The 24405-nt window shown below is 64.1% G+C and carries 23 protein-coding genes and 1 pseudogene; 18 read left to right on the top strand and 6 right to left on the bottom strand.

Annotation, left to right across the window (positions count from 1 at the left end):
- Positions 1 to 36 precede the first annotated feature (36 nt).
- From JOD54_RS10995 to JOD54_RS10920, 15 genes and pseudogenes are all read left to right on the top strand, one after another.
- Positions 37 to 309 (top strand): hypothetical protein, encoded by a 273-nt coding sequence (locus JOD54_RS10995; RefSeq protein ID WP_204450434.1) that lies wholly within the window; start codon positions 37 to 39, stop codon positions 307 to 309.
- Between the two features lie 11 nt (positions 310 to 320).
- The gene (locus JOD54_RS10990; protein WP_204450433.1) at positions 321 to 638 is read left to right on the top strand and encodes a hypothetical protein; all 318 of its coding nucleotides are present in this window, start codon (positions 321 to 323) and stop codon (positions 636 to 638) included.
- On the top strand, positions 565 to 1512 hold the full coding sequence (locus JOD54_RS10985; RefSeq protein WP_239573339.1) for a DnaB-like helicase C-terminal domain-containing protein: 948 nt from the start codon (positions 565 to 567) through the stop codon (positions 1510 to 1512). The genes JOD54_RS10990 and JOD54_RS10985 overlap by 74 nt, the downstream gene beginning before the upstream one ends.
- A 9-nt stretch (positions 1513 to 1521) precedes the next feature.
- Entirely contained in the window at positions 1522 to 1698 is a 177-nt protein-coding gene (locus JOD54_RS10980; RefSeq protein WP_204450432.1) for a hypothetical protein, read from the top strand.
- A gap of 2 nt (positions 1699 to 1700) precedes the next feature.
- Positions 1701 to 2090, top strand: a complete 390-nt coding sequence (locus tag JOD54_RS10975; protein WP_204450431.1) for a hypothetical protein — start codon at positions 1701 to 1703, stop codon at positions 2088 to 2090.
- A complete protein-coding gene (locus JOD54_RS35985; RefSeq protein ID WP_372440291.1) occupies positions 2091 to 2525 on the top strand; it encodes an endonuclease VII domain-containing protein in 435 nt (144 codons plus the stop codon).
- An 18-nt stretch (positions 2526 to 2543) separates the two neighbouring features.
- Positions 2544 to 2726, top strand: a pseudogene (locus tag JOD54_RS35980) (CHC2 zinc finger domain-containing protein); the annotation flags it as partial.
- Positions 2727 to 2760: 34 nt separating this feature from the next.
- A complete protein-coding gene (locus JOD54_RS34040) occupies positions 2761 to 3426 on the top strand; it encodes a toprim domain-containing protein (RefSeq protein ID WP_239573338.1) in 666 nt (221 codons plus the stop codon).
- A gap of 109 nt (positions 3427 to 3535) precedes the next feature.
- Entirely contained in the window at positions 3536 to 4303 is a 768-nt protein-coding gene (locus tag JOD54_RS10955; protein ID WP_204450427.1) for a metallophosphoesterase, read from the top strand.
- Positions 4300 to 4914 carry a hypothetical protein gene (locus tag JOD54_RS10950; protein ID WP_204450426.1) on the top strand — a complete coding sequence of 205 codons (615 nt, stop codon included), beginning with the start codon at positions 4300 to 4302 and terminating at the stop codon, positions 4912 to 4914. Before JOD54_RS10955 ends, JOD54_RS10950 begins: the two co-directional genes overlap by 4 nt.
- Before the next feature lie 86 nt (positions 4915 to 5000).
- Positions 5001 to 5495 carry a D29-gp49 family protein gene (locus JOD54_RS10945; protein ID WP_204450425.1) on the top strand — a complete coding sequence of 165 codons (495 nt, stop codon included), beginning with the start codon at positions 5001 to 5003 and terminating at the stop codon, positions 5493 to 5495.
- A gap of 51 nt (positions 5496 to 5546) precedes the next feature.
- Entirely contained in the window at positions 5547 to 6272 is a 726-nt protein-coding gene (thyX, locus tag JOD54_RS10940) for an FAD-dependent thymidylate synthase (RefSeq protein ID WP_204450424.1), read from the top strand.
- On the top strand, positions 6269 to 6436 hold the full coding sequence (locus JOD54_RS10935) for a hypothetical protein (RefSeq protein ID WP_204450423.1): 168 nt from the start codon (positions 6269 to 6271) through the stop codon (positions 6434 to 6436). The genes thyX and JOD54_RS10935 overlap by 4 nt, the downstream gene beginning before the upstream one ends.
- A gap of 303 nt (positions 6437 to 6739) precedes the next feature.
- A complete protein-coding gene (locus JOD54_RS10925; protein WP_239573337.1) occupies positions 6740 to 8545 on the top strand; it encodes a DNA polymerase in 1806 nt (601 codons plus the stop codon).
- 270 nt (positions 8546 to 8815) lie between these two features.
- The gene (locus JOD54_RS10920; RefSeq protein ID WP_307859934.1) at positions 8816 to 9703 is read left to right on the top strand and encodes a DNA cytosine methyltransferase; all 888 of its coding nucleotides are present in this window, start codon (positions 8816 to 8818) and stop codon (positions 9701 to 9703) included.
- A gap of 122 nt (positions 9704 to 9825) precedes the next feature.
- Here the strand turns inward: JOD54_RS10920 and JOD54_RS10915 are convergent, their stop codons facing one another.
- The 5 genes from JOD54_RS10915 to JOD54_RS10895 all read right to left on the bottom strand — a co-directional run bounded on the left by JOD54_RS10915 (position 9826) and on the right by JOD54_RS10895 (position 15858).
- On the bottom strand, positions 9826 to 10257 hold the full coding sequence (locus JOD54_RS10915; RefSeq protein ID WP_204450420.1) for a hypothetical protein: 432 nt from the start codon (positions 10255 to 10257) through the stop codon (positions 9826 to 9828).
- 5 nt (positions 10258 to 10262) lie between these two features.
- The gene (locus JOD54_RS10910) at positions 10263 to 10946 is read right to left on the bottom strand and encodes a hypothetical protein (RefSeq protein ID WP_204450419.1); all 684 of its coding nucleotides are present in this window, start codon (positions 10944 to 10946) and stop codon (positions 10263 to 10265) included.
- 31 nt (positions 10947 to 10977) lie between these two features.
- Entirely contained in the window at positions 10978 to 11463 is a 486-nt protein-coding gene (locus tag JOD54_RS10905) for a helix-turn-helix domain-containing protein (protein WP_204450418.1), read from the bottom strand.
- A 1929-nt stretch (positions 11464 to 13392) separates the two neighbouring features.
- Positions 13393 to 13626 carry a hypothetical protein gene (locus tag JOD54_RS10900; protein WP_204450417.1) on the bottom strand — a complete coding sequence of 78 codons (234 nt, stop codon included), beginning with the start codon at positions 13624 to 13626 and terminating at the stop codon, positions 13393 to 13395.
- A gap of 1008 nt (positions 13627 to 14634) precedes the next feature.
- Complete coding sequence (locus JOD54_RS10895; RefSeq protein ID WP_204450416.1) at positions 14635 to 15858, bottom strand: helix-turn-helix domain-containing protein; 1224 nt, start codon at positions 15856 to 15858, stop codon at positions 14635 to 14637.
- A gap of 480 nt (positions 15859 to 16338) precedes the next feature.
- Here JOD54_RS10895 and JOD54_RS10890 point away from each other — a divergent pair, with 480 nt between their 5' ends.
- The gene (locus JOD54_RS10890; protein ID WP_204450415.1) at positions 16339 to 16899 is read left to right on the top strand and encodes a hypothetical protein; all 561 of its coding nucleotides are present in this window, start codon (positions 16339 to 16341) and stop codon (positions 16897 to 16899) included.
- A gap of 593 nt (positions 16900 to 17492) precedes the next feature.
- On the opposite strand, the gene ychF is transcribed toward JOD54_RS10890, so the two are convergent.
- Positions 17493 to 18566, bottom strand: coding sequence for a redox-regulated ATPase YchF (ychF, locus tag JOD54_RS10885; protein WP_204450414.1), 1074 nt, complete (start codon positions 18564 to 18566; stop codon positions 17493 to 17495).
- 340 nt (positions 18567 to 18906) lie between these two features.
- Between ychF and JOD54_RS10880 the strand changes: the two genes are divergently transcribed.
- Both JOD54_RS10880 and JOD54_RS10875 read left to right on the top strand, forming a co-directional pair.
- Positions 18907 to 22128, top strand: a complete 3222-nt coding sequence (locus JOD54_RS10880; protein ID WP_204450413.1) for a S8 family serine peptidase — start codon at positions 18907 to 18909, stop codon at positions 22126 to 22128.
- A gap of 135 nt (positions 22129 to 22263) precedes the next feature.
- The gene (locus JOD54_RS10875; protein WP_204450412.1) at positions 22264 to 23727 is read left to right on the top strand and encodes an AlkA N-terminal domain-containing protein; all 1464 of its coding nucleotides are present in this window, start codon (positions 22264 to 22266) and stop codon (positions 23725 to 23727) included.
- The last annotated feature ends 678 nt before the right edge of the window (positions 23728 to 24405 follow it).

The following is a 24405-nucleotide window of genomic DNA, read 5'->3' as shown; positions in this document are numbered from 1 at the left end:
CGGCAACTGATTCCCGACAGCTCGATCGAAGATGCTGTGCTCGAAACGGCGTCGTGGTGGCGTTGGACGCGCTACTTCTCCATCGGCGAGGTCGTGACCTCGCCGGATGGCACGGCCATCACCAAGGTCGCGCAGGGCGCCGAGTACGGCGATCGGATCGACGCCGCGGCCGGGATCTGGATCGTCTTTCAGATCGACGGCAAGCACTACCGCAAGACGGGAACCATCGACAGCTACGGCGGCATGGACTTCAACGGGCCTTTCACCGAGGTCGTAGCGAAGACCAAGTCCGTCACCTACTACGACTGAGAAGAGCCCCCGTGCACACGATGACAGCGCACGACATCGCGACGTTTCTCCGAGCACACGCCCCCAAGGACGACGGCTGGAAGTTCTGGGACTACGAGGCCGAGGCCGACGAGCCCGTCCCGGGCCTGGGTGTCGTGACGGTGGTGGAGAACGTGGGCGGAGAGGACCAGGGGAGCCACGCACACCTGGTGTTCCGCGTGCTCCCCGAGGACGGGCCGGTGCGCTACTTCCGCGTTAACGGCTACTACAGCTCCTATGACGGGACCGAGTGGGACGGAGACCTCTACGAGGTGTTTCCGAGGATCAAGTCAATCACAGTTTACGAGTAGCCAGTTCTTTTCGGCGCACCAGAACTGCACTTCGGACAATCTGCGACGTTGGGAGGTCTTGATCCACTCTCTGATCCAGAGCAAACGCATCAGGGGTGCGGCCGGAGAACCGCTGCCCACCGTCTACCAGAGTCTTGCCGACTCGGGAACGCATTTCCGGCGGGGACAACTCGTTCTCGTACCTGCTGGACCGGGGACGGGAAAGTCCGGATTCACCCTCACGTTGGCCTTGAAGTCAAGAGCTACGTGTATGTACTTTTCGGCCGATTCCGACGCGTTCGAGCAGTTGAAGCGTTGTATCTCCATCAAGACAGGCTGGACGCAGGAACGATCGGCCGCAGTCATTCTCGAAGACCGTCTGGATGAGGTCCGCAAGCATTTGACCGGTCTTCCGATCCGGATGCACTACTCGGCGAGCCCGACACTCGATGTCATCGAAGGTCAACTTGAGGCATACGAGGAAGTCTACGGGGAGTATCCGGACCTGATCATCGTCGACAACGTGACCAACGTCCGCTTGGACCGGCCCAATGGCGACGATGATCCATTCGCAGGTCTGGAAAGCCTAATGGACTACCTGCACACGATGGCACGGGAGACCGAAGCGTGCGTGGTCGGGCTGCATCACGTCACCGGCCCCTTCAATGACTCTGCGAAACCCATCCCTCTCAGTGGCGTCAAGGGCCAGATCACCCGCGTACCTGAAACGGTATTGACGTTGTTTCGCAAGCCTGGCGATGACTTCAACCCGGATGCTCTCTGTGTCTCCACCGTGAAGAACAGGGGCGGGAAAGCGGACCCTTCCGGACAGACTTACGTCGAACTTGATTTCGACGGGGCGACCATGAATATCCGCGATCGAGTGTACGCATAGCGAGGAATGTTGGACCTGATCGACGCCGATGGCGTCAGTGATCTCGGCGCACCAGATCGAGATTCTGACAGTGAAAAATCATTCGGCCCAGAAGACGACTTCTATTGCTGCGAGGAATGCGATCGTCCGCGTAGCGGCGATGACCCGGATCTGCTCGACGACGACTACGACGAAGGGACCGACTGACCATGCACCGCGAGATCGCGGAAGAGTGGGCCGCCGCACTGGAGTCCGGCGAGTTCCGCCAAGGATTCCACGCCCTACGAACCGAAACACCCGCCGGGCCGGTCTGGTGCGTCTGGGGTGTGCTGTGCGAGCTCGCCGTCCGCGCGGGTGCCATCCCGCCGGCCGTCGAGTCGAGTTGGACCACGCTGACTCACTACGACGGAGTCTCGATGGTCCCGCCTCGCTCAGTACTCGCCTGGGCAGGCATTGCCCCTGACATCTTCGCTCACTCCAGCACCACGCTGCTGGGCGATCTTGTCTCGCTAAACGATGGGTTCCGGGAGAGCTTCACCCGTATCGCAGGTCGCCTTCGCGACGAGTTCCTCAATCCGGCCCTGGTGCTGGCCGCCTAGATGCCAGCCACGCCGCGACGCTGCAAGGATTGCCCTGCCGCGGCACCTCGACGACCGGCACCCCATCCCGGCCCTCGGTGCGCGACTCATCAGCGACTGCGACAGCGAGCACTCAGGCAGGCAGCACGGGACCGCCACGTGTTGCGAACCTACGGCTTGACTCCCGGTCAGTACGACGCCCTCTACGCCGCTCAAGGCGGGGCCTGCCACATCTGCCGGAGAGCCAAGGGCACCGGAGGTCGCCGTCTATCGGTCGACCATGACCACCGATGCTGCCCGGGACCGCTCAGTTGCGGCCGATGCGTACGTGGCCTGCTGTGCAAGACCTGCAACAGGGATGTCCTCGGACACCTCCGCGACAATCCCGACGCCCTTCGCCGGGCCGCTGAGTACCTGGAGGACCCGCCCGCGTGGCGGGTACTCTTCGGCCCCTAACTGTACTTCGGACAGACAGTGGATGTTCAGGTTGTACGCGTGATCCAGGTGTACTACCCCGACTGGGAACCGCCGTCCGACAACGGCCGGCCCTGGCTCAGATGTCTGTGCCCGTTCCACGCGGAATCCCGCCCATCAGCCTCGGTCAGCTACACGCACAACGCCTTTAACTGCCACGGCTGCGGCACCAAAGGCGGGGTCATCCAACTGATCATGAGAGAGGAGAAGATCGCTCATGGCGCGGCAGTCCGCCGTGCGGAGGAGATTCTTGGCAGAGGCAACGGGCCGCTACCACGCCAGCCTGCCAGGAAGTCCCGGCGAAGAGCATTTGGCGACGCGCGGCCTGCTGGCACCGAGCATCGCGGACAAGACCGCCACCTACCGCCTTGGCTACGTGTCTGATCCACTACCAGGACACGAGCCCTACCGGGGAATGCTCGCCATCCCTTACCTTCGAGTGAGTCCCGGTCGCGAGTGGTCGGTGGTCTCTATCCGCTTTCGGTGCCTCGATGACGCCTGCTCGCACGAATACCACGGCAAGTACAACACCGTGGCCGGTGACCGCCCTCGGATATACAACACCCTGGAGATCATCCGGAATGACGAACAGATCGCCGTCACGGAGGGAGAGATCGACGCGATAACAGCCACAATTTCCGGTGTGCCCGCGATCGGGATACCCGGGGCCGGGAGCTGGAAGAGTGTGTTTCGAGAGCCCTTGCTCGGCTACGAGCTGGTTCTCATTCTCGCGGATGGTGACCAGGCTGGAATCAAGTTCGCCAACACCGTCGCAGCGGACCTCCCCAACGGTGTGATCATTCGAATGGCTGACGGCGAAGACGTGAACTCCACCGTCGTCAAAAACGGCGCCGGTGAACTCAGGCGAAGAGTCCACAGGTGAGAAAGTGGTGCGACCCGACGCGATCGCCTAGCTGGTGACGCCGAGACACCTTGTACGGCAGATGAACTCTTCTCGCCCGACTGAACGAGATGATCCCGGAGGATAGTGTTTGACCAAACGGTACGTCGTCATATCCGATACCCAGATGCCCTACGAAGACCGCAAAGCACTTCGTTCGGTGATCCGATTCGTAGCCGACTACCAGCCAGACGAGGTCGTGCAGATCGGAGACCTGATGGATTTCCCGCAGCCGTCGCGGTGGTCCAAGGACACGGCCGCGGAGTTCCAAGGATCAGTATTCGAGGACGCCGAGTACGCCAAGAGGAACTTCTTCTCACCACTGCGGGACGTCTACGACGGACCCATCGGAGTGATCGAGGGCAATCACGACCTGCGACCCCGTGAATACCTCGCGAAGTACGCGCCTGCGCTCGCCGAGTCAGGCGCGTTCACGCTGGACGTGATGCTCGACTTCGACGGTTTCGGCGCACGCCTTCTCCCAGACTTCTACCCATTCTCGCCGGGATGGATCATGACACATGGTCACCTCGGGAAGATCGGGCTAAGTCAGATCGCGGGCAACACGGCATTGAACGCCGCGAGACGGTTCGGATCGTCGGTGATCATGGGCCACACCCACCGAATGGGCATCGGTGCCCACACATCCGGCTATGGCGGAGAAGTGGGAAAGACGCTCGTAGGGATGGAAGTCGGAAACCTCATGGACATGAGGCAGGCCGGCTACCTCAAGGGCGGTACGGGCAACTGGCAGCAGGGATTCGCACTCGTCACCACCGAAGAGAAGACAGTGCAACCCGAACTCGTCTTCATCGAGGGAAAGCGATTCTCTGTCGATGGGGTCCTGTACCGCCTATGACGCACAACAAGAATGGAGAGGGATTGGGCCACGCTCTCGCGTCCATCCTGCCCGACATCGAACGAGCGGCGCGCCGAACCTCAGATCGCTGGTCCGACGTGATCGACGCGGACGACCTCACACAAGAGATCGCGCTGCGGTTGCTCGAAGACCGATACGCGACGCAGGCCGCCCAGCTGGACCCCGCGGCCCGTGCCGACGTCCTCAACCGCATCGGCGTCCGCATCGCATCGGAACACCGCGATGACTTCGACGTGTTCAGCGGCCAGTGGCACTACGGAACAGACGAAGTGCGCCGACTCCTCGACAGCGGTGTACTCGACGAGCGGGAGGAAACCGTTGACGTCGAACGGATGGACGCGCACGCAGGTTTGCTTCGGCTCAGCGAAGCCAATCCTGGACACTCCAGAATCATTGGCGAGGTCTACCTGCGCCGCGAACCCGTGGGCGGCTCGACCCGGCGCAAGCACCTACAGCGCGCGATCGAGTCACTCACACGCCACATGAACCGCGCACATCGCGACCACACGAACCAGGTCACCGCCGGTCCGGGATCACGCCAAGTGCTCACGAACGATCAAGCCCAGGCCCTCACCGGCAAGCACTACTGAGTCGGTTCGCCCCGCTGCGGTACCGGAAACCGGACCGCGAACGCATTCCCCATCTTCCATTCCACTGACGGGAGACCCAACCCTCAATGACCTTTGACCCCTTCGAGCACGACGGCGCCGACGAGGCGCAGAAGGACACGACCAGCTCCGGCTCCTGGGAGCAGGACAGCGATCCCGCCTCCGCTCCCAACCAGACGAGTCCGGCCGCCGCCGTGTCGGTGACGCTCAAGGCCGGGACGGGATACGAAGCGCCGTGGATCGTCATCCGTGGCGCGACGGTGGACCACGTCGCCGCCCGCCTTGAGGACCGCCCCGCCATCGGCCGACTCATCACCGCGACCGACGCCGCGGCCAAGGCTCTGCACAAGGCGTACTCGCCCAGTGCGGCCGGTTCCAGCTCGCAACAGCCCGGCAAGCCCGCAGGAGCCGAGCAGGCCCCCGATGGCCAGGAACGCTACTGCAAGCACGGCTCGATGAAGTACATGAGCGGCATTTCGAAGTCGTCGGGCAAGCCCTATCGGGGGTTCTTCTGCTCGGAGCGGGACCGCAACGAGCAGTGCAAGCCCGAGTTCGTCAAGTAGGCAATCCCCTACGTCTCCCCAGAGACGTCGCTCTTCGGCGGAGGAGTTCAGTTGAACGTTTCTGTCATCGCCCACACCCGACTCGCTCCCATCTACGGCGAGGGGCCTCCCTTCGCCATTGACGATTGGATGGATTACAACATCGAGGGAACAGAAGCCGATAACGTCGCCGAGTTCATCGGACGGGCTCAGTCGCTCAGTTTCGATCGGCCACACCCAGCAACGGCGAACAACCGGGCGTTTCTCGGCGAGGCGATCCGGCAAGGAAACATGTCGATCTTCGAGCACGTGAGCATCACGCTCTATGTCGAGGGCGCATCACGAGCGATGATCGCAGAACTCAGTCTGCACCGACGTCTGTCGATCTCGACCCTGTCCCACGGCGAGCTCGATGCCGATCACGTCGGAGTCGTGATGCCACCGGTCCTTGAGAGCCTGGCGGACAGCGATGCCGACCAGGCCGCGGCGATCGTCCACGAGCAGGACGTCCACGCACGTGCCGCCTACGAGCGCTTGATGACCCTGCTTGTGCGGAACGGGCTGGACCGCTCGACAGCGAGGCAGACAGCGCACTCGATCCTGCCCAACAGCACCGAGGCGCCCGTGGTGGTCACCGCGACCGTCCGTGCGTGGCGTGACCTCATGTGGTCTGCCCACAGCACCTCCCAGGGCAGCGAACTCGCGAGCTTCTGCGCAGAGGTCGAGAACGCGCTGTCGGGCATCGCGCCGAACTCAGTACAGGACCTTGCGGGTCGCGCGCCTGGCTTTCCGCGATGACGACCGTCTACGTGCTCGACGTCACCGGCGCAGTATCCATCTTCTCTCCTGCCGAAGTCCTGTTCGAGGACAAAGAACTAGTAATCCACACTCCCGCCGAGGAAGTCGTCTACGCGGCCGAAAAATGGGTCGCCTACTGCAAGAGGGCAGGGACACCTACGTGACGGTAGTCGCATACTCCAGCCGACGTCCGGACCCGTTCGTCAACGTCCAAAGGGAACTCGACGAGCTGCGGGCGCGATACCGTGAGGTTGTGCAAGACCTCGCGGTGATGAAATCCAAGGTCGACAATCGGAAGAAGCTAAGCGTCGCCGAAGTCGCACGAATCCGGAGGTTCAGCAAGGAGGGTCGGTCGCAAGCCTGGATCGCCGATCGCTTCGACCTCAACCGGGCGACCGTGAGTCGAATCGTCCGAGGAATTTACCACCCAGTTTAGCCCGATTCTCGAAGGCCGCCCCGGAGGGCTATTGCGCGAACAGACCTACACCGTTCAAGGTGAGGCCGTCCGCATCCATGTTGTCGAACATGAAAGCGACCTGACTCGGTTCAAGGACTTCGTCCGCCGACACCTGCGCGGTCTGGCAGTGGACTCCGAGACAACGGGCTTGGACATCTATGCCCCGACCAATCGAGTCCGATTGGTGCAGTTTGGCAACAAGACGGATGCGTGGGTAGTTCCGGTGGAGCACGGCCGCCCCTTCGAGGAGGCGGCGCGCCGTGCTCTGCTCGGCCTCGACCAGCTCGTCATCCAGAACGCCTCGTTCGACCTCGCCGTCTTCGACCGACACCTGGGCATACCCCAAGAACAGCTCTGGGACAAGACGGTCGACACGCAGATCCTTGCCAAGCTGATCGACCCCCGAGCACGGGACAAGGGCGGAATCGGTACGTCGCTGGAGGACTTGACGGATCACTACATCAGCACGGAAATCGCTGCCGAAGTAAAAGGACTCATGGCCCGACTGGCCAAAGAGCACAAGACCACCAAGACCAAGATCTGGAAACTGATCGACCTTGCACACCCTGAGTACAACCTCTATGCCGGGATGGACTGCATTCTCGTGGCGCGGCTGGTCGGGATGCTGTTGCCACGAATCCCACACAGTGCTCGTGACCTGATCTCCTTCGAGCACGAAGTGGCGGAGATCTGCTCGTCCATGGCACGGACCGGCTTCCTCGTTGATGTCGAGTACACCCGTGCGCTCTCCTCCCGCTTGAGTGCTGACGAACAGCGATTCACCGAGATCGCCCGGTCTTTCGGGTGCGACAACGTCAACAGCACGGAGCAAGTTGCCGACGTCCTCGAACACCGCGGCGTGATCATCAACGGGCGTACACCCAGCGGAAAGCGGCAAGTCAACTCGACACTGCTGGATACGTTAGTGGCTCAAGGTGACCAGTTCGCCAAAGCAGTGAAAGAAGCCAAGAGGGCGCGAAAGTGGCGGACCACATGGGTCGACACCTTCCTGCGTGAGATGGATGTCGACAGCCGGTGCCACGCCTCGATCAACACTCTGCAAGCACGGACCGGACGAATGTCGATCACCGGCATTCCGGCGCAAACATTGCCCGCAGGCGACTGGATCATCCGCAGATGCTTCATCGCAGACGAAGGCCAACTCATCGCATCTGTTGACTACAAGGCACAAGAACTACGAGTACTTGCCGCCCTTGCCCGAGACCAGACGATGATCCGGGCCTTCGCCGAAGGCGCCGACCTGCACATGATGACCGCCCGAGCCGCATTCGGTCCGGAAGCCAACGACAAACAGCACCGCAAGATCGCCAAGACGGTGAACTTCGGCCGCGTCTACGGCGGCGCCGCCAAGATGGTGCACGAAGCGACCGGCATCAGCATGGACACCGCCAAGAGCGTCGTAGACGCCTTCGACCGCAGGTACCCCGGTGTAGCGGCTTACTCCCGCCAGCTCGCCAAGGTGGCAGCCGGACAGGGCTATGTCACCACCCCATCCGGGCGCCGATTGCCCGTTGACCCAAGCCGTTCATACGCGGCACTCAACTACGTAGTTCAGTCCACCAGTCGCGATGTCACGTGCCGCGGCTTGGTGAAGCTCCACCGCGCGGGGTTCACTCCCTACCTACGCCTTCCAATCCACGACGAGGTCGTTGCGTCCTTACCGTCCGACCGCGCGAACTGGGGCGCTGACCGGATCGCGAACCTTATGGCCGAACAGATGGGGCCAGTTCTGGTCGACACCGACCCAGAAGTGGGTAGTCGGTCCTGGGGCTCATTGTACGGCGCCGAACACTAGAGAGGTTCTCTATCCAAACCCCAGAGAGCACCACCTGATCGGTCTAGTGACTGAAGGAGACACCCTTGCATGAAGCCTCAAGATGTACCCGAGTTCCTCTTGAATCGCGATCACTTCTGCAAAACGGAGGCCGCTTGACCAGGCACCACGACTGCGCAGAGCCGACCCAGTTTCCGGACGACGTGTTTCGAGCTGCCAGCCGCCTGCGCGCGATCGCCGCGGCCGGGCTCGTGGTCCTGCTCCTGACCCTCACTGTCGCTGGGATCGCCTTTGGCTAGCGGAGGACGTAGGGCGCAGCCTTCAAGCACGAAGGACGAGCCACTGGAGCCATTGACAATCGGCTCCCTGTGCACGGGCTACGGGGGACTGGACTTGGCGGTCGAGACCGTCCTTTGGTCGAAGACCGCCTGGTACTCGGATATCGACAAGACCGCTCAGCGGATCTTCGAGCACAACCGCCCCGGCATCCCCAACCTTGGCGATGTGAAGGAGGCCGACTGGCTCGATGTCAGGCGCGTCGACATCTTGACGGCTGGCTATCCGTGCCAGCCTTTCAGCGTTGCTGGCAAAAGACGAGGAGTCGAAGACGAACGGCACATCTGGCCTTACATCGCAGAAGCTATTCGCACACTACGACCCGGACTCGTTGTCCTGGAGAACGTGCGAGGCCATCTCAGCAAGGGGTTCGACGAAGTCCTCGGTAACTTGGCCCAAAGCCGGTATCGTGCGGGATGGCTGTGCGTACGCGCTTCCGACATTGGCGCACCCCACAAACGGGAGCGAATCATTATCGTTGCTAGCGACACCGAGAGCGAGCGACTCTACGAGAGGCATCTGCGCAGCCGAGTACAAACGGGATACGCCGATGATGGTCTCGACCCTGCGAGCCCTGCCGATTGGGGACGCTTCGCGCCAGCCATCACCCGATGGGGTCGCATCCTAGGGCGTCCAGCCCCGTACCCCCTGTCGGTAGGTCCGCGCGGAGGTCGGCGGACCAGCGCGGCTTTCGGCGAATGGGTCATGGGCCTACCAGAAGGATGGTTCTCCCGTGTACCTGGCATCACCTCACGGGAGGTAGAGCAGGCCGCGGGCAACGGCGTTGTGCCAGCACAGGCTGCCTACGCCCTCGCGCGTCTGCTGCCACTCGTAGCTTCCTGACGCGTGCTGTCTCAGTGGTGGAAGGTAGACCTCGCCAGGCCACACCTGACGTGCACCGCTAAGGCCAAAGCCCCGTCCACTCGGACGGGGCTTTTGGCATTTCAGGCTCCGAGAACTTGCTGCTACGGCGAGAGCGGAGTCTTGTCGCACTGATCAAGGCGCCCGGTTTCGAGGACCTCCAGCGCGGAGCCAGAGACGACCAGCGCGCCTTCAAGGTCCAGGCCGAAGTCGTCTACCGTCGCCCTGCCCACGACGTCCAGCCACCTGAACGCGGGGTAGGACTCGAAGTCTTCGATCATGTCGAGTCCCTCAGAAGCCCGCGTGATCGCCGCTTCGCGAAGCTCGAACCCGGTCAACCCGGACTCGTCGAGCTTGTCCGCCATCGCTGCGGTCACCAGGAATATAGGGTCCGAAGTGATCAGGTCATCGCCAAGCCAGTCGTGGAACGCGAACTCCACACGGCGGATTACCCAGGGGGCGGCCGAGCGGTCCACGTCGGAGCCGGGCCCGAGCTCCCCAGGAACCTCCGGTTCAAGCTGATAGTAGTGCGTCACATGCCTCACCTTACCGGAGGACGGAACTCAGTCCCGTGCTTCTCGTCCACTGACGTCGCCCAGTCGAGCAACTTCTCCTTTGTTACCTTCTTGTTCTTGTTCGCTCGATAGAACTTGTTCCACTCCTTCCGTATTGCGCTCAGATGTATTCGATTATTGGTCTCCCCTGTCGGTATCCCCCTCAGATTCTCTAGCGAGTGGATCTCCTCGGATGTTAATCCGGCCTCTGGGAAGCGCTCCATCGCTTGCTGTTCCACGGCATGATGAACCCACACCTTGCCCTTGAGATCCGGATGTGCGGCAAAGAACGTCTTCTTGTAGTTGGTCGAGTCGCTATGCCCGAAGGTGGCGCGCCGCAGTCCATCGTCGTCACTAGCCTGGGCTGTGGGGGCCAGCTCCTGTCGCGTACCTGCCGCAGGCCCCGTCGCCGCAGGACCGCCATGGTGGCTTGCAGCGGTAGCGATCGCGGTGCTTGCCTGGACTACGACTTGTTCGAGCGTGCCGAGGCTTTCTCTTACTAGCTCTAGCAACCCTAGGACCACGCTGATTCGGGCGGACTGGCCAAGGATGGACTGGACGTCACGAGTTGCCTCGTCGACCCACTCGGCGTAGGGCGCTAACGCCACGGCAGACGCCACGACTGACTCTCTCAGAGAGAGTAATCGCTTGACTTCGCTCTCGATTGACACGTGTCCGAACCTTATACGCAACTTGCGATCTTCACGCCACCTTCTCAAGAAGATCCTGTAGTTCGTCGGGTGACATGCCAAGCCGCAAAGCCCAGCCACGTAGTTCTACAGGCTCGACCACATACTCCGAGGTGTTGTACCCTGAAGACACCATGGCGGCCCATCCTTTGAGTGGCCCCAGCTTCTTGGTTCGCGCCTCTGACAACCTGATCAGATTGACCGTAACAGGCTTTTTGGTGACCATATCGACCCGGGCCTGGGCGATTACTTCCGCAGGATCCAGTCGCAGCGTTAGGCATATCTCGACGAAGCGTTCTAGGGACATCGAACGTATGCCAAGTTCGTATGTGGCCAGCGTTTGAGAATGAATTTCAAGATCCAGCAACGCAATAACTTGAGCGCGAGTCAGTTTCAACATTTCACGCTGCCTTCGAATGATCCTGCCTGCTGCTACCTGTACGGGCCCCGCAAGGCCGCGGCGCGCTCCGGGCTCATCACTGGGTTCGGTCGTCGCCATTGGTCGCTATCTTCCGGGTCGATCCAGTGTGGGCTGCGCATCAGATACGGGTAGTGGGCCGCGTGTTTTCCCTCTGATTGACACGCCGCAGACGTCGAGGATTCGCTTTACCTCCCGAATTGAGATACACGTAGCTGTGGAAATCTGGCTCAAGCTCATCCCAGACTTGTATTTCTCCGCGATCACTCCATCCCGGAGCTTCGCGCCGATTCCAAGCAAGTCCGGCCATTCGGGAGAGTGGATACCTTCGTCCTCAAGCAGTCGCCGCGCCGCAGTTGGAGTACGCCCAATTTTCTCTGCGAACTCAAGGATGGATGTCTTGTTCGAGGCCCATCGGAGTGCTAACGCCCTGTCCGAAGCCGGGCGCTGCCGATACGCACTGGTTGGCAAACTGGTTCCGATTTTGGTGGCAACACCGGTTATGCCAGGGCAACGCACGACTCCTCTGCATACTTCTCGTATGTAAGCTACAGGTATCCCGGTTGCCCGTGAGATTGCGGCAGCCGTCATACCCCCAATGGCTTTGGCCTTGACGGCTGACACAAGTCCCTGCGCGTCCAAGCCGAGGAAGTGGGGCCACTCGGGGCGATGCAGTCCCGCTCTAGTAAGGAGCCGCCGCGCGCTGGACGGGCTTATGCCCTGTTCGTCGGCGAACAGGGGTATGGTCTGACGATGTGCGACGTCAACGAACCTTGCGGCAATCTCGCCTGGGATTTTCAACTTCAATGTTTGAACCTTGGGTCTTGAAGTGTTGCCAATTTGGAGGTGTTCGAGAAGCGCATCTAGGAACTAAATTCTGTTCCCGTTGGTGGTAGATTATCACCAGCCACGGATGGTCGACAGTCGGTTCCATTGAGATCTTTCGATTTCTTCCGGTGGATCCTCCTTTTGTTTCGAGCGCATCTCCTGCGAGGAACACGCCGCCCTGGATACGTATACAGCTTCGGCAAGAAGATCCATCCGAGAAGCCCGGCCCATAAGATCATCGCCACAAACGCCAAGCTGGGAAGCCTCCACCAAGGTACTTGCGTCCGAATCTGGATAGACAAGGCTACCCACCCGGAGACGGAGACGGCCGCCATCGCGTACGCAGCCCATATCGCAACCTTGAGCCTGTATCGGTGCGCTTTGAATCGGCCGAACACGGCAACCATCTCCTTGGGTGGCTCAGAGTACTGCTGTAATCCGGGCTAGTTCGACTTGGCGGGCTTGGCGCCGCTGGCAGGCTTAGCGCCGTTTGGCTTGGTGCCTGATTGCTTCAGGGGCTCGCCGGTGCGCTCCTCGTATTGCTTCGCTACACACACGGGGCACCCCATGCATCCGTGGCCGGACGCCGAGAAGGAAGCCGGGCAGCTCATACTTTTCCTTCGCGATGATTAACGCGCATCAGAATGCTAGGGCAAAGTGGAAAGTAGTGGATCTGTTCGAAAGGAGCACTTTCCGAAGATTAGACACACGGCCAACTGTGGCACATCCATCTGACTCGCGGATCGCTCGATCTCTTCCAGCCCGACGGGAGTGTGACCATTTGGGATCTCTAGCGTGTACTTGTCGCTACGATGGTCGCTGCACCCCTCGGTTACCCCTGCCGTGCAGAATCTTGCGAGCAGAGAGTCGTCCTCCTTGTGAAGAGCTACCTCCAGCCCGTTCAAGCCAAACTCGCCAATCGGCACTAGTCGCCTACGCTCTGGCCGCTCCTTGGTCCATTTTCCACCAAAGCTCGCGGGATACCAGAGATATACGTTGCCCGGCTCTAACCCCAGAGTTTCCCACCCTCGGCTAGTCCACCTAGGGAGGATCTGGGCAGTCGATGGGCCTAGTGCCGTCAACTCCAAGAATATTTGGTCGCTATCCAAAGGTTCTACCTCGCATGGGTCATTGGACTTCTGTCTGATTCCGTTCCTGTTGTCTAAGTCGGGACGGCGTCGATCACGTATTGTCTTCAGGGAGCTGGTTCCCCAGCGGCCGTGGAAACTGGATCACATTTGAATGCGTCGGCTCGGACTTGTGTGTGTTGGTCGGGTTCGATCCAGGCAGCTCCGGTGGGGGCGGCCTGAATGCGTACATCCGCTCAACGTACTTGGTCATCCGATCCAGCTCGCCACGTTCAAGCCCGTCGATCAGATGATCCAGATACCGCCGGGCGCCGAGGTCGTCCGTCATTCGACTTCCCTGCCGGTCATCCTCGAATGTCGCTGTGACCAGCGAATCTTCGGCGCAACCTTGTTCGGGTTCCCGACATGGCACTCCGCACTGTCGGCGCGAACAAGCCCCAAATTCTGGGGAAAGTCCCAAAGATCTTGAGTGGGCACTCTTGGGTGCGCTTGTTCAGACATCATCCGAAGCGCGTTGTTGGAGTTCTCTTTCTCGAAGAACCCCCAGATCACCCGGCGTGGTAGAAGTACGTCGACCTCGGCTCCGTTGCTGCCCAGTAGATTGGTTCTGTATACGACGCCATTGAGCGAGCTTCGAAGGATGACCACGTCAGCACAGCCAGCGCCCTCCCAGTAGCGAATTATGGCCACTGCGGGTCTCGTCGCAGGTATCCCGTTGAATAGGAAGGTTGCCCCTGCGTCCCATAGGAGTTGGACCTTTCTATCGCGATACGCGTTGCGGGCGGCAGCTTCGGCATAGACCTTCGGGTCAACGCGGGAGGCCACGTTGACGCCTCTCCGCTGCGCGATGGTCGGGCCAGGGAGCAATACGGCCAATCGCTGCTAGCAGACCAAAGGTCAGCAGCACGGCGGGCATGGCGAGGATGGTCGTCACGAGACGTCGACCGTAGGAGAGTCGCTGCGCCGGAACTTAACAATCGGCGCCCACATGCAGTTCTCTACCGCGTTCTGTGAGGCGACCGAGGCGCCGCGGGGCGTCCGCGTAGAGACTGGAGTACGGCAGCTTGACGATGTAGCTGCGTGCACCTCTGCCAGCGGCCCAGAGGTGGTCGCCGCGGCGTTGGGTTGCTCGTCCTCTGGTGCGTTCAGTGGCCCCCGAGGTGTGAGCAGCGGTGTCGTGTGTCGGGTCGGACTCGTGTCCAAAACTCGTGATCGCTGCTGCACCTGTCACCTCCGCGTCGGGTTGGACCGACGGTAGGCGGACAGATCCTGGACAAGGGGTACAGTTTGGGGCTGTATGGGAAGGGGTACAAAACCTACCCCATCTGACCTGGGGTTATAGGTCAACGCCTAGAGCTCCAGCGAGGGCACGAGCCTCGCGCTGCACGATCTTTCCCCCATTCGTGGCCAGATCGACCGCCAGAGTGCGTGCCAGCGGGTGGCATGACATCGACTCGCGACTGGTGGTAACTGCGCGATGGAGCACGTGCAGCGCAGCAGTCGTGTCCTTGCGCTGTCGGTAACCTCGTGCGACCTCCAGCCAGACCCGGGCGCGACGGTCCAGCGACGGAACTGAGTCAGGGTCGGCGTCCTCAGCGGTCTCGACTGCTCTCCCGCCCTTGCGGAGCTCTACATGCACACTGACGCCCGTGAGCGCGGCGTTGGCTGCTCCGAACAGTGTGCTCGGATGGGCGTAGCTACCCGGTAGCCGACGGACCATACTTGCGGCCTGATCCATCAGATTGAGCGCATCGCCTTCACGGCCCATTCGTGCTGCGGTGATCGCCCCATGCAGCCGAACTGCGCCCCACAGGGCGCGAGCCTCCTCGCTCTCTTCAAGCTGAGCGCTCAGCAGATCTGCTGATTCATGCGCCAACGTCAGAGCTTCGTCCTCTCGCCCAGTTGATCTCCAAACGTTGCCGACGACCCACGCCGCGCTGGCCAGAGCCAAAGGATCGTCGGCCTGTTCCGCGCTGTTCATACACCGGTCAGCGGCAAGCCAGAGCAAGGCACTATCGGCTACCCACGCAAGTAGCTGTTCGGACAGCGCGTACGCGGAAGAGAGCGCTGCGTACGCTTGCCTGCGCTCCAGACCTTCCAGCATTCGTGTAGCGCGACGGCCATCGGTGATGATCCGTGGTAGGACGGCGCCCACAGCCGCTCTGGGCGTCGGGGACGAGTGCCACAGCGCCCAAGCGTCTACGACCCTCGCGGTCAACACTGATGCGTCAGGCAAGGGGTCGCTACCTACCACCAGTATCGGCGCCTCGATGGCATGGCGCATCGCCGGAACCGCGTGGTGCCCAGTGCGTCCTCCGACGGAGATCGTGAGCCCCTTGTCCCCGGTCAACTCAGCAAGATCGTGGAGTTCGAGGGCTTCGGCCAGTCGTACGAGCATGGCCGTCCGTGGCTCTAGGAGCTCCCCACTCTCGACCTTCTTCAACCAGCTCTCTGACTTGCCAACAAGGCCCGCGACTACCGAACGTGACTTGTGCTTACGCTCGCGGATGGCCTTCAAACGGGCGCCCAACGGCAGCCCCGCGAGTTCGTCGACCGACATGCGCCTTCCTCACCTTCGCCCGCAGGGCTTCGCCAGACTGCCCACGCCCGTCGGGCGGGATACAGATCCCCCAGCGAAGATGCTGACACCAGGGTACGGCCCCTCGCGCCCTACACGAACGGATGACGTCGCCCCAGGCGGGCGGGCCGCCCTGCTCGGCCGCTGCCCCGGTCGCGACGAAGCTTGCGTTGGTTCGGGGGTCCCGGCAGCCAGGTGGTTTATTGTCGCGCGTCAAGTCCCCGGGTCTGGCTGGTCAGCACGACAGCCGACCTTGAAGCACGGTCACCTCGCTGCCCCCGAGTGCGGCAGGTGCAGCCAGTCTTCATTCGATCGGGGGATGGTCGCTGCTGGGCGCTTGAGCTACTGTGGCGGTCACAGGCGGAGCTGTGTCCGTCAACCTTCACATCGAAGCTTCGGAAGGCCCCTGGCAACATGCCAGGGGCCTTCTGCATGTCCAGGTATCGGAGAGGAACGACGCGCATGTTCGAGCTTGCAGAGGATCGCATGGCTTTGAAGGTCGAGGAGGTGGTCAAGCTCGTGCTGGCGATGCACCCGAGCATCGACTTCGTCGCACGCCAGTGCGGGCTGAACGACTTCGACATTGCAGGTATGGCACTCGAACTGGTGGAGGAGGCCACCCGCCAGGGTATGGACCTGGCCCAGGCTGACTTCTCGCCTTCGGTCGTCTGGGAGCTGGTGGGGTTCCATGACCCGGCCTACGGCAAGGGCGACTACTCCGCCCTCGCCGCAGCAGCCGTTGAGGCCACTACGAACTGGCCGGGTGAATCGCCCGAGTACGCCTACTTCATCGGCGTGGCGCGGACCGCAGTGGCGAATCTATGCGGGTGGGCAGGGGCGACCCCCGAGGGCATCTCCGACCTCACTGGACTTGACCGCGACATGGTCATCGAGCTTGCGCCCATCTGGTTCAAGGAGGGCCGAGTGAGGGGTCGGAGCGCCCCGGCTGTGATTGCCAGTGATCAGCGTGCGATCGACGAACTCTTGGCTGGCGCAGCCGAATGGCTCCGGAAGCACCAGTAGACATCTCGTTCACATGAACGCCGGGAACTCGGATCGACGGGGTCCCGGCGTTTCGCTTCTGTCACGACGATTGGCGACGCTGTGAGTAGCTGTCTGACCGTAGGTGCCTACGCCCGCTACGTGGGCCCGGCGATTGGTACAACCTTCGTGTTCCGGGTGATCGAGTCGCGCGGGACTCTCCTTGACCGCTGGGTTCACGCTCAGGTTGTCCGCCCGGGGACCACGAAGTACGTGCGGGGGGAGGTCACGCCGATGCTCGTGGACGAGTGTGTGACCGAGATCCTGCGCCTGGTGCCGCGCGAGGTAGACACAAGTGAGCCCAATGTGGGCCGAGGACACGACCGGGCCGTGTCCTCTGAGACTGACTGCCAGCACGGATGACGACGAGCTGTCGAGCTGCCCGCCGCAGCCGGTCAGATTGATGTCCACAAAGGACTAGATACCCCCGTCTGACCCAGCACCAACCCAGCACGGGAGTGAGAAACAGCGGGAACCCCCCATCACGTCCGGGATACGTGATGGGGGGTTCCGCGCCTTCTACCTGGGAGTTTGACAGCAGTGACCTGCAATGATAAGCGTGCGCCTATCTCACGCTAGACGTTGAAGCGGAATTCGACCACGTCGCCGTCGGTCATGGTGTAGTCCTTGCCTTCGATGCGGACCTTGCCCGCGGCCTTCGCGGCGGCCATGGAGCCCGCTTCGACCAGGTCGGCGTAGGAGACGACCTCGGCCTTGATGAAGCCCCGTTCGAAGTCGGTGTGGATCACGCCTGCGGCTTGGGGGGCGGTGGCGCCTTGGGGGATGGTCCAGGCGCGGGCTTCCTTGGGGCCCGCGGTCAGGTAGGTCTGCAGGCCGAGGGTGTGGAAGCCCGCTCGGGCCAGCGCGTTGAGGCCGGGCTCGTCCTGTCCCACCGATTCCAACAGTTCCCGGCGGGACTCCTCGTCGAGTTCGAGGAGTTCGGCTTCGACCTTCGCGTCCAGGAACACCGCGTCGGCGGGGGCGACGAGCTTGGCCAACTCGGCGCGGCGGGCCGGGTCGGTCAGCACGGCCTCGTCGGCGTTGAAGACGTAGAGGAAGGGCTTGGTGGTGAGCAGGGACAGCTCGCGCAGCAGCGCGGTGTCCACACCGGCCGCGAAGAGGGTGCGGCCGCTGTCGAGGACGTCCCTGGCCGCGGTGGCCGCGTCGAGCAGCGGGCGGGCCTCCTTGCGGGTGCGCGCCTCCTTCTCCAGCCTCGGCAGCGCCTTCTCCAGGGTCTGCATGTCGGCCAGGATCAACTCGGTGTTGATCGTCTCGATGTCGGCGAGCGGGTCGACCGCGCCGTCGACGTGCACCACGTCCGGGTCGTCGAAGACCCGGATGACCTGGCAGATGGCGTTGGCCTCGCGGATGTTGGCGAGGAACTTGTTGCCCAGCCCCGCGCCCTCGCTCGCCCCCTTGACGATGCCCGCGATGTCCACGAACGACACCACGGCCGGCACGGTCCGCTCGCTGCTGAACAGCTCGGCGAGCCGGTCGAGCCGGTCGTCCGGCAGCGGCACGATGCCGACGTTGGGCTCGATGGTGGCGAACGGGTAGTTCGCCGCGAGCACGTCGTTGTTGGTCAGCGCGTTGAACAGGGTGGACTTGCCGACGTTGGGCAGGCCGACGATCCCGAGGGTCAAACTCACGGTGCCTGAGTCTACGGACCCCCGCCGAGGATGCCCGGCCACCCGGTCGTGTGCGAAATAGTTACCAACACCGTTCCCAGTTTTGACTACTAAACGATGTATGTCCGGGGCCCTTCATACGCAGCAAACCCCCCGTTCGCTTGGTAACGGGCTGGCCACTTGCGACGATGCGAGCACACTGCGTGCCAAATCGTCTAGAGCCACCCGACGGGATTAGCCCAAATGGACGCTAGTCACCGGGACACCCGCGAAGAACACTCCGTGAGCGCCCCCGCGCTCGTCCACCGACCGGAGGCTCAGGGGCGCGCCCAGCTCACCCGCTGAGGAAGAAGGAAGTGGGATGATTCAACCCCCCAGGCGACGGCGTGGCCGGATCGCGCTCGGGATGGCGTTCACCACCGCGGTGGCAGGCGCCGTCCTGACGACGTTCCCGACCGCCAACGCGGCGCCCGTCCAGACGCCCTCCGAAGAGGGCCCCGGAATCGGCAAGCACGACCAGGAGCTGCTGGCCAAGGCCCAGCAAGCAGGCGAGAAGACCGTGAAGGTCCTCATCGCGACCAAGGAGGGCGACGCCGCCCGCCACGTCGACGAGCTGACCAAGGCAGGCGCCAAGGTCGAGTACCGCGAGGACGAGATCGGCTACGTGCGCGCCGAGGTCCCCGTGGACAAGGTCACCAAGCTGGCCAAGCTGCCCGGCGTGACCGCGCTCGACCTGGACGAGAACGTCCCGCTGCCCGACCCGCGCCCCACCGGCGTCGCGGACCCCACCCCGCAGCCCGCCCCCGGCCCGAACACGCCGCGGGTGAACCCCTACATGCCGACCGGTGACACCAACGCGGCGCAGTTCGTCAACGAGCACCCGACCTGGGACGGCCGCGGCACCACCGTCGCCATCGTCGACAGCGGCGTCGACCTGGACCACCCGTCGCTGAACAAGACCTCCACCGGTGAGCGCAAGATCACCGACTGGGTCACCTACACCGACCCGACCTTCACCGACGGCGTCAACAACGACGACGACCCGACGTGGATCCAGATGTCCACCCCGACCACCGGCCCGGAGAACGGCCTGCCGAACGAGTCGGGCGCGCTGCGCTACGGCGTGTTCAACGAGCGCGACGCCCGCCTCGGCGGCGAGGTCGGCTCGGACGTCAACCGCGACGGCAACCCCGCGGGCAGCAGCGGCCTGTTCGGCGTGCTGTGGAACCCGGCGACCGGCACCGTCTGGGTCGACACCAACCAGAACAAGAACTTCGGCGACGACCAGCCGATGACCGACTACAAGGTCAAGTACGACATCGGCACCTTCGGCAAGGACAACCCGGCCACCGCGGTCAAGGAGTCCATGCCCTACGTCGTGCAGACCGACGTGACCAACAACGTGGTCAACATCGGCATCGTCTCCGGCGCGCACGGCTCGCACGTCGCGGGCATCGTCGCCGGTAACCGCCTCTTCGGCGGCACCGTCAACGGCGCGGCCCCCGGCGCGAAGCTGGTCTCGGTCCGGGTCTGCCTGTTCATCACCGGCTGCACCAACCACGCGCTGCTCGAGGGCATGATCTACTCCGCCCGCGACGCCGGTGCCGACGTGATCAACATGTCGATCGGTGGCCTGCCCGCGCTCAACGACGCCAACAACGCGCGCGCCGAGCTCTACGACCGGCTGATCGACACCTACGACGTCCAGATGTTCATCTCCGCCGGTAACTCGGGCGCGGGCGCGAACACCGTGGGCGACCCGTCGGTGGCCAGCAAGGTGCTCTCCGTCGGCTCCTACATCACCAAGGAGACCTGGAAGAGCAACTACGGCTCCGACCTCGGCCGCTCGGAGAGCCTGCACGGCTTCTCCTCCCGCGGTCCGCGCGAGGACGGCGGCTTCAAGCCGGAGATCGTCGCCCCCGGTTCGGCCATCTCGACCGTGCCGACCTGGCAGCTGGGCCAGCCGGTCCCGGGCACCTACACCCTGCCCCCCGGCTACGCGCAGTTCAACGGCACCTCGATGGCCTCGCCGCAGGCAGCCGGTGCCGCCGCGCTGCTGGTCAGCGCCGCCAAGGCGAAGAACATCTCGCACTCCGCCGCGCAGATCCGCACCGCGTTCCGCTCGACCGCCCGCTTCATCGACGGCCTGGGCGCCTACGAGCAGGGCAACGGCCTCATCGACACCAAGAAGGCCTGGAACCTGCTCAAGGACAACCCCAAGCAGACCGCCATCTCCGCGTCGGTCCCGGTCAACACCGTGCTGTCCCCGCTGCTGAAGACCCCGGGCGTGGGCACCGGCATCTACGACCGCGAGGGCGTCAAGACGGGCGACCGCTACACCCGGACCTACACCTTCAACCGCACCACCGGTTCGGACTACCCGGTCACCTACCAGGCCAAGTGGGTCGGCAACGACGGCACGTTCAGCTCGTCGCCGGTCATCACGCTGCCGAAGAACAGCCCGGTCAAGTACGTCGTGACGGTCAACCCGCGCTCCGCGGGCATCCACTCGGCGATCCTGAACCTCGACAGCCCGCTCACCTCGGGCATCGAGGCGCAGACGCTGAACACCGTCATCGCGGCCGAGGACTTCACCGCGACCAACAGCTACACCGTCCGCAAGGGCGGCCAGCTCGGCCGCAACGAGGTCGCGAAGTTCTACTACCGCGTCCCGGCGGGCACCCCGGCCTTCAAGGTCGACCTGCAGGGCGGCGGCACCGGTGCCGGTGCGGGCCAGCTGCGCTTCCTGCGCTTCCACCCGTACGGCGTCGGCATCGAGGCCAACGCCTCGACCAACTGCTACAACCCCCCGGTCGCCGGGTGTGACGCGGGCAGCCCCACCAGCCGCACGCTGACCAACCCGCAGGCCGGTGTCTGGGAGGTCGTCGTCGAGGCCCGCAGGACCTCGGACGCCGCCTACGCGCCGTTCACCCTGACCGCGTCGGTCCTGGGCGCCTCGGTGTCCCCGAACCCCGACACGATCGCTTCCGCGACCAAGGGCACCCCGGTGACCCGCAGCTACACGCTGAAGAACCTGTTCGGTCCGTTCACCGGCAAGGCGATCGGCACCCCGCTCGGCAGCGCCAAGCTGGGCACGCTGAGCATCACCGACGGCCAGAACCAGCAGTACCAGGTCGTCGTCCCGGCCGGGTCGACCTCGCTGCGCGCCAAGATCGGCAAGACCTCCGACGTCGGGGCCGACCTCGACCTCGCGGTCTTCAACTGCACCTCGGGCAGCTGCGTGCTGGCCGGGCAGCAGGCCGACGGCGACTCGGAGGAGGAGGTGACCATCGCCAACCCGGCGGCGGGCACCTGGATCGTCCTCGTCCAGGGCTACGCGGTGCCCGCGGGTACCACGACCTACAGCTACCTGGACGTGTTCGCCAACCCCGCGTTCGGCACGGTGTCGGTGACCGACACCAACGCCACCCGCGCGGCGGGCGCCCAGTGGACGGTCTCCGGCACGGTGACCGCGAACCAGGCCCCGGCGGCCGGCCGCGTCCTGCTCGGCAACGTCGAGGTCCGCAACGACGGCAACGTGCTCGTCGGAACGGGTGACGTCGTGGTCCAAGCGGTGTCGTAACCGAACCTGATTCCCCAGGGGTAAGCCGGGTGGGACCCGCCGTTCGCGGCGGGTCCCACTTGTTTTGTGGGCCGTACGGATGCAGATGTCTCTTTCCTGCCAGCTCTTGCGCTTGCACGCCGGCAGCATGGTCGGGTGTTGATCGACCCGGAGCTGGGATACCGCGCGGTCGTCTCCCGCGACGCGCGCTTCGACGGTCAGTTCTTCCTCGCCGTGCGACCGACCGGGCTGTACTGCCGACCATCGTGTCCGGCGATCGCGCCGCGGCGGCGCAACGCGGAGTTCTTCCCGACCGCCGCGGCAGCGCAGCAGGCCGGCTACCGCGCCTGCCGCCGCTGCCTGCCCGACGTGGTGCCGGGGTCCCCGGAGTGGGACACCCGCGGCGACCTGGCGGGCCGGGCGATGCGGCTGATCATCGACGGTGTGGTGGAGCGCGAGGGCGTGCCCGGCCTGGCCCGCCGGGTCGGGTACTCGGAACGGCACCTGACCAGGGTGCTGACCGCGGAACTGGGCGCCGGACCGCTGGCGCTGGCCAGGGCGCACCGCGCGCACACCGCGCGGCTGCTGATCGAGACCACCACGATGTCGGTGTCGGACGTGGCCATCGCCTCCGGGTTCGCCAGCGTGCGCCAGTTCAACGACACGATCCGCTCGGTTTTCGCCACCACACCGTCGGAACTGCGGGTCGCGGCCCAGCGCGCCGGACGCGGCAGGCACCACGCGGGCGCCGGTCGGGTCCGCCTCCGCCTACCCGTCCGCACCCCGTTCGACGCCGCCGGGATCCTCGCCTTCCTCTCCGCCAGAGCCATCCCCGGCGTCGAATCCGCCCGCCCCGGCCGCTACGCCAGAACCCTGCGCCTCCCCCACGGCTCGGCGACCGCCCACCTGCGCCCGGCGGGCACCCACGTCGAATGCACGCTGCGCCTGGCCGACCTCCGAGACCTCAGCACCGCCGTCTCCCGCCTCCGCAGGCTCTTCGACCTCGACGCCGACCCGGCCGCCGTGGACGGCGTGCTGGCCGCCGACCCGGCCCTGGCGGTGTCGGTGGCCGCGATACCCGGGATCCGCGTCCCCGGCAGCGTGGACGGCACCGAGACGGTCGTGCGGGCGCTCCTGGGCCAACAGGTCAGCGTGGCCGCCGCCCGCTCAGCCGCCCGCCGCCTCACCGAAGCCGTCGGCGAACAACTCCTCGCCCCCGAAGGCGACCTGACAACCCTGTTCCCCTCAGCAGCGGCCGTGGCCGAACGAGCCCCGGAGATCCTGACCGGCCCAGCTCGCCGAGTGGAGACGATCCGCACCATCTGCGCGGCGATCGCCTCGGGAGACATAGAGCTGCACGTGGGGGTGGACGGGGAAGCCCTACGAAGCCGCCTGCAGTCCTACCCCGGCATCGGCCCGTGGACAGCAGGCTACGTAGTAATGCGCCTCCTCGGCGACCCAGATGTCTTACTACCGCAGGACTTGGCGCTCCGGAACGGAGCCCGAGCCCTCGGCCTCCCCTCCAGTATGGAAGCCCTCTCCGAACACGGCCGCCGTTGGCGCCCCTGGCGCTCCTACGCCGGAATGCACCTACTACGCGCCGCAGGCCCCACTGTCTAGACCATTCGCCCTAACCCCAACCCCTTGTCCCCCAAGCCACTGACACACCACCGCCTTTGAGGCGCCCAGGGCCTATAGGCGCCACCCGACTCCGACCACCGAACCCAGCCACTGGACACTCGGAACTTCCGGTGCCAGATGCTCGATGGGGCGGACTTGGTTTGCGTGGGGTGGCGGTGCCCGTAGCCTTGCCTCGCTGCAGGGCCATGCTTTTCGGCCCCGGCTTTGCGGTCCTGCCACGGGTAGCGCAGGGGCCCCGCGCAAACCAAGTTCGCCCCATCGAGCACACCCACACCCCACGAACCGGCCCCGCCAACCCAGCCCCCCGAGCCGGTCCCGCCAACCCGCCCCACCGAGTCAGCCCCGCGAGCCAACCCACCGCTCCCCGGAAGCCGCCCACCCAATGCTCGATGGGGCGGACTTGGTTTGTGTGGGGTGGCGGTATCCGTAGCGTTGTGCGCTGCAGGGCCATGCTTTTCGGCCCCAGCTTTGCGGTCCTGCCACGGGTAGCGCAGGGGCCCCGCGCAAACCAAGTTCGCCCCATCGAGCCCACCCAGCCACCACGAACCGACCCCGCCACCCCAGCCCCCCGAACCAACCCCGCCAACTCGATCACCGCTCCCGGAACCCGCTGGTGCCACCCCAGCCCCCCGAGCCAACCCCGCCACCCCAACCACC

Source organism: Actinokineospora baliensis (assembly GCF_016907695.1).
Lineage (GTDB): Bacteria > Actinomycetota > Actinomycetes > Mycobacteriales > Pseudonocardiaceae > Actinokineospora > Actinokineospora baliensis.
Note: the sequence above shows the minus strand (reverse complement) of the source record. Positions and strands in the feature narration are given on the sequence as shown.

Excerpts from the sequence above, each read along its gene's own strand:
- JOD54_RS10985 (WP_239573339.1), top strand. The coding sequence starts at position 565 with ATGACGGGACCGAGTGGGACGGAGACCTCTACGAGGTGTTTCCGAGGA.
- JOD54_RS10975 (WP_204450431.1), top strand. The coding sequence starts at position 1,701 with ATGCACCGCGAGATCGCGGAAGAGTGGGCCGCCGCACTGGAGTCCGGC.
- JOD54_RS35985 (WP_372440291.1), top strand. The coding sequence starts at position 2,091 with ATGCCAGCCACGCCGCGACGCTGCAAGGATTGCCCTGCCGCGGCACCT.
- JOD54_RS34040 (WP_239573338.1), top strand. The coding sequence starts at position 2,761 with ATGGCGCGGCAGTCCGCCGTGCGGAGGAGATTCTTGGCAGAGGCAACG.
- JOD54_RS10950 (WP_204450426.1), top strand. The coding sequence starts at position 4,300 with ATGACGCACAACAAGAATGGAGAGGGATTGGGCCACGCTCTCGCGTCC.
- JOD54_RS10945 (WP_204450425.1), top strand. The coding sequence starts at position 5,001 with ATGACCTTTGACCCCTTCGAGCACGACGGCGCCGACGAGGCGCAGAAG.
- JOD54_RS10935 (WP_204450423.1), top strand. The coding sequence starts at position 6,269 with ATGACGACCGTCTACGTGCTCGACGTCACCGGCGCAGTATCCATCTTC.
- JOD54_RS10905 (WP_204450418.1), bottom strand. The coding sequence starts at position 11,463 with ATGGCGACGACCGAACCCAGTGATGAGCCCGGAGCGCGCCGCGGCCTT.
- JOD54_RS10900 (WP_204450417.1), bottom strand. The coding sequence starts at position 13,626 with ATGACGGACGACCTCGGCGCCCGGCGGTATCTGGATCATCTGATCGAC.
- JOD54_RS10895 (WP_204450416.1), bottom strand. The coding sequence starts at position 15,858 with ATGTCGGTCGACGAACTCGCGGGGCTGCCGTTGGGCGCCCGTTTGAAG.
- JOD54_RS10890 (WP_204450415.1), top strand. The coding sequence starts at position 16,339 with ATGTTCGAGCTTGCAGAGGATCGCATGGCTTTGAAGGTCGAGGAGGTG.
- JOD54_RS10880 (WP_204450413.1), top strand. The coding sequence starts at position 18,907 with ATGATTCAACCCCCCAGGCGACGGCGTGGCCGGATCGCGCTCGGGATG.